This window comes from Neglectibacter sp. X4 (assembly GCF_009917365.1).
Classification (GTDB): Bacteria; Bacillota; Clostridia; order Oscillospirales; family Acutalibacteraceae; genus Acutalibacter.
The window spans coordinates 45,560-58,552 of the sequence record NZ_QWLE01000011.1 but is presented as its reverse complement, the minus strand read 5'-3'; the positions used below and the strand labels follow the sequence as shown (position 1 = coordinate 58,552).

Annotated in this window: 15 protein-coding genes and 1 tRNA gene; 13 read left to right on the top strand and 3 right to left on the bottom strand. The window is 47.8% G+C overall.

Annotation, left to right across the window (positions count from 1 at the left end; genetic code table 11):
- Positions 1 to 15: 15 nt before the first annotated feature.
- A complete protein-coding gene (locus D1841_RS07025; RefSeq protein ID WP_160642515.1) occupies positions 16 to 996 on the bottom strand; it encodes a ComEC/Rec2 family competence protein in 981 nt (326 codons plus the stop codon).
- A 439-nt stretch (positions 997 to 1,435) separates the two neighbouring features.
- On the opposite strand from D1841_RS07025, the gene D1841_RS07020 reads away from it, so the two are divergent.
- The 8 genes from D1841_RS07020 to D1841_RS06975 all read left to right on the top strand — a co-directional run bounded on the left by D1841_RS07020 (position 1,436) and on the right by D1841_RS06975 (position 7,680).
- A tRNA-Arg gene (locus D1841_RS07020) sits at positions 1,436 to 1,512 on the top strand.
- 374 nt (positions 1,513 to 1,886) lie between these two features.
- Entirely contained in the window at positions 1,887 to 2,066 is a 180-nt protein-coding gene (locus tag D1841_RS07015; RefSeq protein WP_160642514.1) for a hypothetical protein, read from the top strand.
- A 565-nt stretch (positions 2,067 to 2,631) separates the two neighbouring features.
- Complete coding sequence (locus tag D1841_RS07010; protein ID WP_160642513.1) at positions 2,632 to 3,495, top strand: ParA family protein; 864 nt, start codon at positions 2,632 to 2,634, stop codon at positions 3,493 to 3,495.
- The gene (locus tag D1841_RS07005) at positions 3,473 to 3,814 is read left to right on the top strand and encodes a helix-turn-helix domain-containing protein (RefSeq protein WP_117859362.1); all 342 of its coding nucleotides are present in this window, start codon (positions 3,473 to 3,475) and stop codon (positions 3,812 to 3,814) included. Before D1841_RS07010 ends, D1841_RS07005 begins: the two co-directional genes overlap by 23 nt.
- A 137-nt stretch (positions 3,815 to 3,951) precedes the next feature.
- Positions 3,952 to 4,428, top strand: a complete 477-nt coding sequence (locus D1841_RS07000) for an SLOG family protein (protein ID WP_160642512.1) — start codon at positions 3,952 to 3,954, stop codon at positions 4,426 to 4,428.
- A gap of 20 nt (positions 4,429 to 4,448) precedes the next feature.
- Entirely contained in the window at positions 4,449 to 4,958 is a 510-nt protein-coding gene (locus tag D1841_RS06995) for a hypothetical protein (RefSeq protein ID WP_160642511.1), read from the top strand.
- Between the two features lie 270 nt (positions 4,959 to 5,228).
- The gene (locus D1841_RS19780; RefSeq protein ID WP_160642510.1) at positions 5,229 to 5,633 is read left to right on the top strand and encodes a hypothetical protein; all 405 of its coding nucleotides are present in this window, start codon (positions 5,229 to 5,231) and stop codon (positions 5,631 to 5,633) included.
- Positions 5,634 to 6,459: 826 nt separating this feature from the next.
- Positions 6,460 to 7,680 carry an MFS transporter gene (locus tag D1841_RS06975; protein ID WP_002584949.1) on the top strand — a complete coding sequence of 407 codons (1,221 nt, stop codon included), beginning with the start codon at positions 6,460 to 6,462 and terminating at the stop codon, positions 7,678 to 7,680.
- An 80-nt stretch (positions 7,681 to 7,760) separates the two neighbouring features.
- Here D1841_RS06975 and D1841_RS06970 read toward each other — a convergent pair whose 3' ends face one another.
- Both D1841_RS06970 and D1841_RS06965 read right to left on the bottom strand, forming a co-directional pair.
- Positions 7,761 to 8,561, bottom strand: coding sequence for a helix-turn-helix domain-containing protein (locus tag D1841_RS06970; RefSeq protein WP_002575858.1), 801 nt, complete (start codon positions 8,559 to 8,561; stop codon positions 7,761 to 7,763).
- Positions 8,562 to 8,639: 78 nt separating this feature from the next.
- Positions 8,640 to 8,903, bottom strand: coding sequence for a hypothetical protein (locus D1841_RS06965; protein ID WP_002575859.1), 264 nt, complete (start codon positions 8,901 to 8,903; stop codon positions 8,640 to 8,642).
- Between the two features lie 228 nt (positions 8,904 to 9,131).
- On the opposite strand from D1841_RS06965, the gene D1841_RS06960 reads away from it, so the two are divergent.
- From D1841_RS06960 to D1841_RS06935, 5 genes are all read left to right on the top strand, one after another.
- Positions 9,132 to 9,545 (top strand): cysteine-rich VLP domain-containing protein, encoded by a 414-nt coding sequence (locus D1841_RS06960; protein ID WP_002575860.1) that lies wholly within the window; start codon positions 9,132 to 9,134, stop codon positions 9,543 to 9,545.
- Positions 9,546 to 9,656: 111 nt separating this feature from the next.
- Positions 9,657 to 10,052 (top strand): replication initiator protein A, encoded by a 396-nt coding sequence (locus tag D1841_RS06955; RefSeq protein ID WP_002575861.1) that lies wholly within the window; start codon positions 9,657 to 9,659, stop codon positions 10,050 to 10,052.
- A 173-nt stretch (positions 10,053 to 10,225) separates the two neighbouring features.
- Positions 10,226 to 11,170 carry a MobV family relaxase gene (mobV, locus tag D1841_RS06945; protein WP_002575862.1) on the top strand — a complete coding sequence of 315 codons (945 nt, stop codon included), beginning with the start codon at positions 10,226 to 10,228 and terminating at the stop codon, positions 11,168 to 11,170.
- Positions 11,154 to 11,366, top strand: a complete 213-nt coding sequence (locus tag D1841_RS06940; protein ID WP_002584948.1) for a hypothetical protein — start codon at positions 11,154 to 11,156, stop codon at positions 11,364 to 11,366. The genes mobV and D1841_RS06940 overlap by 17 nt, the downstream gene beginning before the upstream one ends.
- 94 nt (positions 11,367 to 11,460) lie before the next feature.
- A complete protein-coding gene (locus D1841_RS06935) occupies positions 11,461 to 12,972 on the top strand; it encodes a recombinase family protein (RefSeq protein WP_002575864.1) in 1,512 nt (503 codons plus the stop codon).
- Positions 12,973 to 12,993 lie beyond the last annotated feature (21 nt).

The window sequence follows — 12,993 nt, the reverse complement described above, 5'->3', positions numbered from 1 at the left end:
CATCTCTCCTTTAGATTAGTCGTCCTTCCCCGGCACGCTGGGCAGTCCGGTTTCAAAGGTTATGTTCTTCCCGTCCGATTTTGCCAGTATGGTGCCGTCTTTGTCCGTGCGGTATACAGGGATGTCCCGTTTTTGCAGGCTCTGGAGGGTTTCCCTGTGGGGGTGCCCGTAGGAATTGCCCTCTCCGCAGCTTATCACTGCATACAGGGGATCCACCGCATCCAGGAACGCCCTGGTGGTGGAGCTGGAGGAGCCATGGTGGCCGCACTTGAGCACATCTGTGCTTACCCCATAGCCGTCCTCCAGGATTGTCTTTTCGCTTTCCGATTCCGCGTCCCCGGTAAACAGGAAGGACGTCTCCCCATACACCAGCCGTATGACGGCGGAGTAGTTGTTGGCCCCTTCCCAGTCCGCATCCATCCGGGGGGCCATTACCTGGAACTGCGCCCCGGCAGGGGACTCCATCAAAGCGTCCTCATGCAGGCGGATAACGGTGAGATCCTTGTCCGCCGCCGCGTCCAGAAGCTTTTCATAGGCCCGGGTGGTGGGCGTCTGATCCTCGGGCAGTTGGGGCATGTACAGGCTGCCAATGTCAAACCGCTCTACAATCCGGGCCATGCAGCCCATGTGGTCCGTGTGGGGATGGCTGCACACCAGGGCGTCTATCTCCGAAACCCCCAGATCCCGCAGATAGTCTGTCAGGCCGTCGGCATACCCATACTCCCCTGTATCAATAAGCACATCGAAGTATCCGCCCTCCCCCGGAATGCGGATAAGCTGGCTGTCCCCCTGGCCCACATCCAGGAAATAGACCTCAAGCCCCTGCGTCCCTTCCGCCGCGCTCTCCGGCAGAGGGATGGAGGTGATATCCTCCGGGGCGTCCTGGCCCATAGGCCCCATGCGGCTGGAGAGGATAAACAGCACTGCCAGCACCAGCAGCCCGGCCACCGGGCCAAGCCTGCGGGGCTGAAACTGCCTGCGTCCTTGTTGTTTCATATGTACCTCCTGCGTGCCAACTGTATACGGCTATTGTACCATATCCGCCGGGAAAGCGCAATCCTTTTCAGGCCGGGGGCAATGCCTGTGTTAGAGTGAACGCAGTTCAAAAGAGGCAGCAGCCTTTTTTGAACCAGCGGCACTGCCGCATGCTTGAAAAGCGGGCTATACCGGTTTTCAAGCGCGTTTACTATATTCCCCTGCGCCGACGGGAGGATGCGCAACACTTTCTCCAAAGCACTGTTCAGAGAAAAAAGGACGCGGCATATGAAAAAACACAGACATTGCCCGGATTTCTTTTGGGACTCGTATTGACAAACCATCCAACATATTGTAAAATATTATGCGTATTTGTTGCGTCTCAAAAAGTGCTTACCCGGTGTAGGACAGGAAGAGAGGTGTGCTATCCTGGGAAGGCAGCAAAAAATTTCCGATAAATGTCGCTATAGCTCAGCCGGATAGAGCGACCGCCTCCTAAGCGGTAGGCCGGAGGTTCGAATCCTCTTAGCGACGCCACAAACAACGCCGAAAGCCTTGATTTTACAAGGTTTTCGGCTTTATTTTTTGTATGCCTGTGTTTTTGCACAGATGACGAATTAAGGCTGTTTTTTGCTCATGTTTTTCGTGTTCATATTACCATTACCCTCAATTAGCTTGCTAATATAATTAGCAGGAATTTTCGATTTTTGCTAATCAAAATCGCTTTCCTGCTAATCGCTCAAAAAATCGTGCTAAAAATCCTGCTAATTGAAAAGAGTGCTCATAACAGTTCGAACTTGTTTTACCCTGTACCTTTTTATCCCCTTTTTATTATGTGTTAGGGTTTCCCTGCCACGCACATTTTTCAAAATGACCGGATTATTATATAATCAACGTAGGAGGTTACACTTATGAAAAACAAAAAGTATTACATCGCTCTCAATGACCGTGAATATGCAGAAATCATTTCTTCTCTTATAAACAAACGCAATTCGCTTATCCGGCTTGGCAAATATACCGATGGTGTTGATGAAGTCATTATGAAAGTAAGGAAAGCGAAAAATAGAAACTTTCAAATTCTCTATATATAAGGAAAATATCAAATCGAATAAGTAATTCAAGTTGCACCGTGTCGTTCAGTTACGATACGGTGTTTTCATTCAGCCACCTTTTCCTATTCAGGATCAGGTGGCTTTTTTTATTTTTTCAAAAAAATTTTTTATTTTGCCTTGCCGATTGGTTTCTCCCAGTGGGAATTAGTGAAAGGGTTATTTCTTAACTCCGATTAGGAGCAACTCTTTCGCTGTTCCTTGACAACTGAATATATAGGCACATCGGACTTTAGTTCTGATGATGAGCCACCTTATCGGGTACGCCAAGACCTCTGATAATAGAGCGAGCGAGAATCCCCGGTAAAAGCGTCAGGCTGCACCTGATACGGCGATGACAGTCAGAATGATAATGATACTTCTCTACGGAGCTGGCGGATAACCCGGCAGAGGTGAAATTCCTATGACACGGTTTCGCAAACTGTGACCGATGTGCTTCCCACACAAAGCAACAGCTTTACGCAGGGGGTGTTGAAAACAAATACTGCGTTGATACATAGCCGTCTGAACACAGCCGGCTATAAATCTATGGAAAGGAGGAAAGCCAATGCCAAACTGTAAAACCATTGCTATCTGCAATCAGAAGGGCGGCACAGGCAAAACGACCACAACGGTCAATTTAGGGATAGGACTTGCAAAGCAAGGTAAAAAGGTACTCCTTGTAGACGCCGATCCGCAGGGCGACCTCACGACTTGCCTCGGATGGAAAGATAATGACAGTCTGCCGACTACCATTACTAATAAGTTGTCCGAGATAATGCGTGAAGAAAACGGAAACCCGCATTTCGGTATTTTGCATCACGAGGAAAATGTTGATTTGCTTCCCGCAAACCTTGAACTGTCCGCAATGGAAATGATGCTTGTAACGACTATGAGCCGTGAAACTGTTTTGAGAACCTATCTGAATAAGGTAAAGAACGATTATGAATATATCCTGATCGACTGTATGCCTTCCCTCGGTATGGTAACTCTGAACGCTTTAGCGGCGGCAGACAGCGTAATTATTCCCGTTCAGGCTCAGTATCTTCCCGCAAAAGGAATGACACAGCTTATGCAGACCATCGGGAAGGTCAAACAGCATATCAATCCGAACCTGAAGATTGACGGTATCTTACTGAATATTGTAGATAACCGAACAAACCTTGCGAAAAGCACGGCGGACGCACTGCGGAAAAACTACGGAACTTTGGTTGGGGGTAACTTCTTTTTTTGCTCAAAAATAACGCTTATAGCGAATAAGCAACGAAAATATCGTAAATATTTTATGAAATTCAGTATATCATCGTTAGTGCTTCGCCGTCGTCTTGTGTATTATGTCATATCTACCAAGTATACTAATACTATCAGCATTAGCTGTTACGACTTTAGTTTGATTGGAGGTGGAATGTGTGCAAAACGAAAAGAGCGTTGAACAGATAATCGGCAAACGTATTCAAAAGATAAGACAAGCAAAAGGCTATACTCAGCAGCAGTTCGCTGAAGTAATCGGGTTGTCTACTAACTATTTATCGGATATTGAAAGAGGAAAAAGCTCTGCTCGCTTGGATAAATTAGTTGCCATTATAAATGCTTTGGAATGTTCAGCAGATGATGTGTTCTCTGATGTTATTGACTTTGGCTACAAGGTCAAGAGTTCACGCTTATCAGAGCGTCTTGAAGCATTACCGCCGGAGGAACAAGAAAAGGCGTTTGCTATTCTTGATGCCTTTATTCAACAGACCATAAAGTAAATTTTGCGTGTTTGAGCCTGCGATTTTTCGCAGGCTTATTTTTTTGCCGAAAAACCTATCATTTTTGACGATATTGTGATATACTAATGCCATTATCGTTAGTTATACGCTAATAGCGATATTTTTGGAGTGAGAGTGTGAAACAGAAAACTTGTTGCTTTACCGGACACAGAGATATTCCTTTGGGAGATTATCAACTTATTTTCGACAAGACTGAAGAAATGGTTGAACGGCTTATAAAGAAGGGTTATCTATACTTTGGTGCAGGAGGAGCGTTAGGTTTTGATACCATCGCAGCTCTCGCAGTTTTGAAATTAAAGGAACACTATCCTGATATTCGCCTTATTCTTGTTTTACCTTGCCGATTCCAAACAAGAGGTTGGGCAAGTGAAGATGTAAAGATATATGAGAATATCAAAGAGCAAGCTGATAAGGTTGTTTATACATCGGAAGAATACACGAGAGGTTGTATGCACAAACGCAACCGTCATCTTGTAGATAATAGTTCGGCTTGTATAGCATACTTGACTGAAAGTAAAGGAGGAACGGCGTATACGGTAGATTATGCTGCTAAACACGGTTTGACCGTTTTCAATATTGCAGACTGCTTGTGATCTGCAAAGGGAGGAACACGATGAAAAAGAAGCTGATAATATCATTGATTGCAGTAATTATTGTTTTGGGAGTTGCTTTTGCTATCGGAGCTTTGGTGAAGGAGAAGGACACACTCCAAGATATGATAATTCGCATAGAATCAGCGATTAAAGAAGTGCTTGGTGATGATGTTAAAAAGCAGACAGAAACAGTTGTTGCGGGTACTCTAAAATACGCCGATAAAGAAGGCAACGAAATCAACTATCATATTTTGAAAACTACATACTACGAGGCAGATCCTTCAGAAATCACAGGATTAAATGTGGATGCTCTTGGCGTTTTGATAAATCCTGATAGTGCGAACCGTTGCAAAGAAATGAAAATTAAAAATTGGGATGCAGCACTCTATGAGTTCGATGAACATTCATATCTTTGCTGGACTGACACACCAGAAATAAGTTATGTTTTAGAGTATAGCCCCGAAGCAGTCCCGGATGAAGAAATAGTTAAAATGGCAGAAAGTGCTGAAACGCTTGAAAGAAACAAATAAAAAAACAGATGCCGAAAGCATCTGTCAAACACCCATTTATTTCGTAGAGTATTCTCCTTGACGAAAGCAGAATTTTCTCGAAAAACCTAATATAATTATACATAGTGTTGTCGGATTTGTCAAGGTGTCAAACGAAAATACCTGAAAAATGTCGAAAAAGAACTTTGTTTTAGTTCTTAAAGCAAAAAAACAGAGTGCTTGGCTGCATAGAAAAGCTATTTTCAGTCACATTGTCCGTCAGCCAATAGTAATTAGAAAGGATATAAAGCAATGTCGAGAACAGGTGAAAACATTTATAAAAGGAAAGATGGTAGATGGGAAGCAAGGTATATTGATTCCTATGACGGAAACGGAAAGGCAAAATATAAATACCTATACGCACCTACCTATACCGAAGTAAAAGCGAAACTTCTCAAAGCTCAGAACTATGCTGATTTATCAAGTGATTTAGGTCAGTTTACAAGGAACTACACGCAGACCGTGAAACGGGCTGCTGACAACAAACGGCGCTATGCTCCCGGCTGGGTGCATAGCACCTGTTTGTTGCGGGGGTTTCCAAAGGGGGCAGCGCCCCATTTGGCACACGACTTTGCGGAGCAAAGTGTAGTGTGTTATACGCTCTGTCGGCGTTGCCCTGAAAATACCGTTGCCGCCGGGGAGGGCAAGGGCATTTGACGCGGCAGGAAAGCAGGGCTTTGTTTGGGGCTGGTAAGCCGGAAACAAAGGGCTGATTTCAGCAGCAGACAGGGCGTATTATGAAAGCCCCCGTCCCTCGTCCTCCGCCCCCGGCCTATGGGACAAAAAGTCCCAAAGCTCTGGACACCGTGACCAGATGTGTGGCCACACTCCGGGAAAAGTAGCAGGACGGCAGGAAACCGTCAAGGCTGAAATGAATGGGCTGACGCCCGGCCTTGACCGTTCCCCGCCGCCCCGCTGGATGGGTGGACAAGGTGGCCAATCCCTAAAAGTGTTTGGCCGCACTCGTTCATTTTGGGGCCTTTCTTCTCCCAAAATTGAAATGGGCGGGAAAGCCCTAAAATGGCTTTCCCGCCTTGATTACCCATTAGCAAAGACGGGCGAGACTGTCAACGGCGGCGCTGAAAGCGCCGTTCATCTTGACCGTTGACTGGCTCGCCTGGCTTTGCTACTGCCCGTAAGAGATGGAAAAACAAGATGGAAAACAAGGTTAAAAATGGTTGACAAGTCTATCGGATGTGTGTTATACTGTGCGACAGTTTGAGATTGGAAGGAGGCTTACGTGTGTTAATTTGTGTACGCTAATAAGCAATAAAAAGTAGAAGTACCTTTCCACATGATGGTGGGCTTTTTTTGCGTGCGTATGCAAAGGAACACGTAGGTTTGACACGAGCAGTCTTTGAACTGTATCGTGGTGTTTTTTCGTGCTTTGTTGTTATGCAGGCGTCTGCCCTCTCTGTGGGACAACGCCTGCTTTTTATTGCAGAAACAAAGGAACAATGCAATAAAAAAGGAGGTTCGCATTATGACCCAAAACAACAATTCATGGAGAAAAACTTATTTTACACTTCTTGCCGGACAAGCAATATCCTTTATTAGCAGCGGTATTTTGCAAATGGCCATTATCTTTTATTTGGTTGCGAAAACTAATTCTGCAATCATATTGACGGCGGCAACACTGATTGGATTTTTGCCGCAAGCCTGTTTAGGCCCGTTTGCAGGTGCTTTTGTTGACCGGCACAGCCGTAAAAGCGTAATGATTGGTGCGGATTTGATAATTGCCGCCGCTGGCGGTATTCTGGCGCTGGTGGCGTTTTACATGGAATTGCCCGTATGGTCTATTATGGTTGTCCTGTTAATCCGAAGTGCGGGAACTGCTTTTCATTCTCCAGCATTCAGCGCAGCAACACCTATGATTGTGCCAAAAGAGGAACTTACAAAATGCGCTGGTTACACGCAGACCATGCAAGCAGTAAGTGCGATTATCAGTCCAGCTGCCGCAGCGTTTTTATATGCTGTTTGGCCTCTTAATGCAATTATATTGTTAGATATTGTGGGTGCAATCCTTGCCTGTGTGACTGTTGCGATTTCGTCCATACCAACGCCTGAACTATGTCCAGAAACGAAAAGACAACAGTTTTTACAGGATATGAAAGAGGGGTATGTGGTATTAAAGCAAAACAGGGGCCTCTTTGCTCTGCTCTGGATTGGTGTAATTTATATGTTCTTTTATATGCCAATCAGTACGCTTTTTCCTCTCATCTGTATGTCATACTTCAAAGGAACACCGGCCCATGCCTCTGCCGCTGAAATTGCTTTTGCGGTTGGTATGCTGCTTGGCGGAGTCATTCTGAGCATTTGGGGCGGTTTTAAGAAACGGCGGTACACCATCGGTCTTTCCGTTCTCCTGATGGGCGTTAGCAATATGCTCTCCGGGCTTTTGCCGCCAGACGCATTTCTTGTCTTTGTTGTGTGCTGTACTGTTATGGGAATTTCCGCTCCATTTTACGGTGTGCAAAATGCGATTTTTCAAGAAACGGTCAAACCAGAATATCTGGGGAGAGTTTTTTCTCTACTGACAAGCGCCGCTTCCCTCGCCATGCCGTTTGGCCTTGTCATTTCCGGGCCTCTGGCGGAGCGGCTGGGAGTTGAGAAATGGTTTGTCATTTGCGGAATTGGCATTATCATCGTTGCGCTTGCCGTATTTTTACTACCCGGTTTGAGAGAGATTGACAATACGCAATAATCAACTGCACCTTTTTCTATTACTAAACAAAATGCCTGGATGGTGGTTCTGAAAAACCAGAACCGCCGTTCAGGCATTTTTTATCTTCGTCCTCTCTGCGGTTTTGGATTCTTCAGCAAGTCGGATTTTTCCGCAATCTTTTTCAGCCACTTCCGTTCTTCTACTGACAGCTTCCTAAAATTCAGCTTGAGCCGTTTGCAGATAAACGCCAAGTACGCTTGTTCCGTGTCGCTGTCCTGGCTGACGATTTCACCAGCAGTTTCCAGCATTTCTTTTAGCGGGTTATCCTCTGGGACGCTGAAAAAATCGTCCTTGTGTGTTTCCCGCAGAGCAAGGGCAATCCCGTTTATGTCCCGTTGTATCACATAGCGGCAAAACTCGTCCTCATCAATATGGGCGGTGATAAGCTGTCTTAACTGCGTATCACTCATGCCAGGATTATGCTTTTTTATAACAGTTGCGCTCATCGTGTCCACTATGGCGTTTGCACCCTGCGCCTGTTTCAGTGCCGTTCCGTTCACATAGATTTCAAGGTCAGCCATCAGCCGGGGGAAATCCGGGTGCGCCGCCAGCTCACACAGCAGGGTATTGTCTATCCTCCCGCTTTTCAGCAGGTCAATCATTTCATCACTCAAACGCAGGTCTGCAAGATCGGCGTTTGGGTGATTTTTCATTTCAGACAGCCCCAGCAGATAATCAGCGGTCACACCGTAAAACTTCGCCAGCCGGATAAGGGCATAGTGGCTGATGTCCTTGAAGTCTTCCGTTTCGTAACTGCCCAGCGCAGACTTGGAAAGCCCGGTCTGCTCCGCAAGCTGCCCCAGCGTCAAGCCACGCTCCACACGTAGGTCTTTTAATCGCTCTTGTATGGATAAAGACATATTCACCCTCCTTGCTAGCTCAACGAAAGAGAAGCCGTTATGCTATGTACTATGCTCATAGCATAACGGCATAGGCATTTACAGTTTTATTTTACCATTTGCTACATCTTCACGAAATTTATCAACAAGCTTCGCTGTCAGCTTGGATTTACCGTAGTGTTCAAGTACAAAAGTACGATAACTTTTTCCATCTACAAGCACATCACTTTTTCTGGTCAACAACCAATTTCCGTTACCTCCTCCCTGTTCTCTAATATTCCAGTCTTTCCCATATCTTTTATAGATTTCATCTTTTTTACCTTGAACAGACATTGATTCGCTTGGAATATAAACAATTTGCATAATAGCTCCTCCTTTATTTTGTGCAAGAAGACCAGAAACCTGAATTTGTCTTTTATCTTTTTTTGATTATATCACAAATCCGAGAGCGTGGAAATAGGGAGTTTTTCAGGCTGATTTCCTACCTCTTGGATATACGGCACAGGCGGTCAAAAAGGTGTAGACTTGGGATAGTTCATCGATGGACAAGCACCTTGGAAACAGAACACGCCAAAGAAAACGGAGGGACGCATGAGCAAAAGACCCTATCAACACCTGCCGCCGCTGGAACACAGGCCGGACGGCTCCCCCTACCGCATAACCCCGCCCCAGAAGAGACGAGCCAGCGGCCTGATACGCCGGGAGTGCTGCAACTGCGAGGACGGAAACTGCCTTGCGCTGGACGATGGCGACACCTGCGCCTGTCCGCAGATGATTTCGTTCTCCGTCTGCTGCAAGTGGTTCCGCTGGGCGGTCTTGCCGCTGGACAGGACGCTGGAAGCGGAGATTTACCGGGACAGGGACTTGAAACGCTGTGCGGAGTGCGGCGGTGTGTTCGTCCCGAAGTCCAACCGGGGCAAATACTGCCCGGACTGCGCCGCCAGAGTTCACAGGCGGCAGAAAACAGAAAGTGAACGGAAAAGGAGGTCTGCTGTGGACAGTTAAGAGCGGGAAAAGCCTTGATTTGCAAGGCTCCGCAAGCCCTCAACCGGGGCGGCTGGTATCATTTATCATTCGCCCCGGAAAACGGGCCTCTAACCGTCCACAAAACACGCTATGACAAACACGATTTATATTCACCAGCCGGAAAAGGCGTTCAGTTTCACCCGGCTCCCCAATTTCCTTTTTGAAGCACCCACATTCCAGCCCTTGAGCAACGAAGCGAAGGTGCTGTATGCCTTTGTCCTGCGCCGGGCGGAGTTGTCCCGGAAGAACGGCTGGGCGGACGAGTACGGGCGGGTCTACCTGTACTACCCCATCTGCGAGGTGGTCGCTTTGCTCCGCTGCGGGCGGCAGAAAGCGGTCAACACCCTGCGGGAGTTGCAGTATGCGGGGCTGGTGGAAATCCAGAAACAGGGCTGTGGAAAACCCAACCGCATTTACCCGAAATCCTATGAAGCGGTTCCAAACACCGACTTCAAGAAATCCGGTTATGGTACGCCGGAGGGCTGAAAACCGTACTTGGCGAGTACGAAAATCAATCCTCTTGAAGTACGGAAATCTGACGGTATATAGAAATACAGAGATTAAAACCATCTATTTACATTCATTCCATTCCAATCCTATCAGAGATATTTTCGGCGGGAAAACCCGCCGGAAAGGAATGGAATGGGGAAAGGAGTTCAATGGCACAACACGCAATTTTGCGATTTGAGAAGCACAAGGGCCACCCGGCGGGGCCGCTGGAAGCCCACCATGAACGGAAAAAGGAGCAGTACGCCAGCAACCCGGACATTGACACCAGCCGGAGCAAGTACAATTTCCACATCGTCAAGCCGGATGGCCGCTACTACCATTTCATTCAGAGCCGCATCGAGCAGGCCAGATGCCGCACCCGCAAGGACAGCACTCGGTTTGTGGACACGCTGATTACCGCCAGCCCGGAGTTTTTCAAGGGCAAGTCCCCAAAGGAGATAGCGGCCTACTTCCAGAGGGCGGCGGACTTCCTCATTGACCGGGTGGGCCGGGAGAACATCGTTTCGGCTATGGTACACATGGATGAAAAAACGCCCCATCTGCACTTGGTCTTTGTGCCGCTGACAAAGGACAACCGCCTGTGCGCCAAAGAAATTATCGGCAACCGGGCCAATCTGACGAAGTGGCAGGACGATTTTCACGCCTGTATGGTGGAGCAGTACCCCGACCTGGAGCGTGGGGAAAGCGCCAGCAAGACGGGCCGGAAGCATATCCCCACCCGGCTGTTCAAACAGGCGGTCAACCTCTCCAAACAGGCGAGGGCCATTGAAGCGGTTCTCTCCGGCATTACCCCGCTGAACGCCGGAAAGAAGAAAGAGGAAGCCCTCTCCATGCTGAAAAAGTGGTTTCCGCAGATGGAGAACTTCTCCGGGCAACTGAAAAAATACAAGGTCACAATCAATGACTTGTTAGCGGAAAATGAAAAGCTGGAAGTCAGGGCAAAGGCCAGCGAAAAAGGCAAGATGAATGACACGATGGAACGGGCGAAGTTAAAAAGCGAACTGGACGATATGCGGCGGCTGGTTGACCGTATCCCGCCGGAGATTTTAGCGGAACTGAAACGGCAACAGCGGCAGCATGGAAAGGAAAGGTGATCTTATAAGTAATATCAGATACAAAAAGGAAATCGAAATCGTGACTTTTCAGGGAAAGGAAATCACACTGGAAAATCTCTCCCCGGTGTTCACGCCGGAACAGGAAGCAGCCAAACGCCGGGAACTGGAACAGCAGCTTTATGAGGTGTTCCGCAAGTACGCCGACAAGCGGGAGAGTGAGGAAGCCGGGACATAAGGTTTTCCAAACCCATCATTGATTTGCGGGGCTGCTGGCGGTATAATAGAACTGTCAGCAGCTCCGTTTCTTTTTTAAGAAAAGGAGCGACAATATGAACAATCGGATAGACGCAATCTATGCAAGACAATCGGTAGACAAAAAGGACAGCATTTCCATTGAAAGCCAGATTGAATTTTGCAAATACGAGTTGAAAGGCGGTAACTGCAAGGAATACACAGACAAAGGGTACAGCGGCAAGAACACAGACCGTCCGAAGTTTCAAGAACTGGTGCGGGACATCAAGCGGGGCTTGATTGCAAAGGTCGTGGTTTACAAGCTCGACCGTATCAGCCGTTCCATTCTGGACTTTGCCAACATGATGGAGCTGTTCCAGCAGTACAATGTGGAGTTTGTGTCCTCTACGGAAAAGTTTGATACCTCCACGCCGATGGGACGGGCCATGCTGAATATCTGTATCGTGTTCGCCCAGCTTGAACGGGAAACGATACAGAAGCGGGTAACGGACGCTTACTACTCCCGCAGTCAGCGGGGCTTTAAGATGGGCGGGAAAGCCCCTTACGGCTTCCATACGGAGCCTATCAAGATGGACGGTATCAACACAAAGAAGCTGGTGGTAAACCCGGAGGAAGCGGCCAATATCCGGCTGATGTTTGAGATGTACGCCCAGCCCACAACTTCCTACGGGGACATTACCCGGTACTTTGCCGAACAGGGGATTTTGTTCCATGGCAAAGAGCTGATACGCCCCACGCTGGCGCAGATGTTACGCAATCCTGTCTATGTGCAGGCAGACCTTGATGTGTACGAATTTTTCAAAAGTCAAGGTACAGTCATTGTCAATGACGTTGCCGATTTTACGGGCATGAACGGCTGCTATCTGTATCAAGGGCGAGATGTAAAGGCCAGCAAGAAAAACGACTTAAAAGACCAAATGCTGGTACTGGCTCCCCATGAGGGTATCGTCCCCTCCGACACCTGGCTGACCTGCCGCAAGAAGCTGATGAACAACATGAAAATCCAGTCTGCCCGGAAAGCCACCCACACATGGCTGGCAGGAAAAATCAAGTGCGGGAATTGCGGGTATGCTCTTATGAGTATCTACAATCCCTCCGGCAAACAGTATCTCCGCTGCACGAAACGGCTGGACAATAAAAGCTGTCCTGGCTGTGGGAAAATCATCACTTCGGAACTGGAAGCGGTTGTTTATCAGCAGATGGTAAAGAAGCTGGCAAGCTACAAGACGCTGACAGGAAAAAAGAAAGCGGCAAAGGCAAACCCGAAAATCACCGCCCTGCAAGTGGAACTTGCCCATGTAGACAGCGAGATTGAAAAGCTGGTGGACAGTCTGACGGGGGCAAACAATGTCCTGTTCTCCTATGTGAATGTGAAGATAGCGGAACTGGACGGGCGCAAGCAGGAACTTCTGGCAAGGATAGCGGAGTTGACTGTGGAGGCCATCAGCCCGGAACAGGTCAGCCAGATTTCCGGCTACCTCGATACCTGGGAGAATGTATCTTTTGATGACAAGCGGCGTGTGGTGGATTTGATGATCACCACCATAGCCGCCACAAGCGACAGCTTGAACATCACATGGAAAATCTGACTGGCGGCACCCCTCCCGTCA

Bases quoted from the DNA above. Each gene is read 5' to 3' on its own strand.
- D1841_RS06970 (WP_002575858.1), bottom strand. From the start codon at position 8,561: ATGTCTTTATCCATACAAGAGCGATTAAAAGACCTACGTGTGGAGCGT.
- D1841_RS06955 (WP_002575861.1), top strand. From the start codon at position 9,657: ATGACAAACACGATTTATATTCACCAGCCGGAAAAGGCGTTCAGTTTC.
- D1841_RS06965 (WP_002575859.1), bottom strand. From the start codon at position 8,903: ATGCAAATTGTTTATATTCCAAGCGAATCAATGTCTGTTCAAGGTAAA.
- D1841_RS06960 (WP_002575860.1), top strand. From the start codon at position 9,132: ATGAGCAAAAGACCCTATCAACACCTGCCGCCGCTGGAACACAGGCCG.
- D1841_RS07015 (WP_160642514.1), top strand. From the start codon at position 1,887: ATGAAAAACAAAAAGTATTACATCGCTCTCAATGACCGTGAATATGCA.
- D1841_RS06935 (WP_002575864.1), top strand. From the start codon at position 11,461: ATGAACAATCGGATAGACGCAATCTATGCAAGACAATCGGTAGACAAA.
- D1841_RS06940 (WP_002584948.1), top strand. From the start codon at position 11,154: ATGGAAAGGAAAGGTGATCTTATAAGTAATATCAGATACAAAAAGGAA.
- D1841_RS19780 (WP_160642510.1), top strand. From the start codon at position 5,229: ATGTCGAGAACAGGTGAAAACATTTATAAAAGGAAAGATGGTAGATGG.
- D1841_RS07025 (WP_160642515.1), bottom strand. From the start codon at position 996: ATGAAACAACAAGGACGCAGGCAGTTTCAGCCCCGCAGGCTTGGCCCG.
- D1841_RS07010 (WP_160642513.1), top strand. From the start codon at position 2,632: ATGCCAAACTGTAAAACCATTGCTATCTGCAATCAGAAGGGCGGCACA.
- mobV (WP_002575862.1), top strand. From the start codon at position 10,226: ATGGCACAACACGCAATTTTGCGATTTGAGAAGCACAAGGGCCACCCG.
- D1841_RS06995 (WP_160642511.1), top strand. From the start codon at position 4,449: ATGAAAAAGAAGCTGATAATATCATTGATTGCAGTAATTATTGTTTTG.
- D1841_RS06975 (WP_002584949.1), top strand. From the start codon at position 6,460: ATGACCCAAAACAACAATTCATGGAGAAAAACTTATTTTACACTTCTT.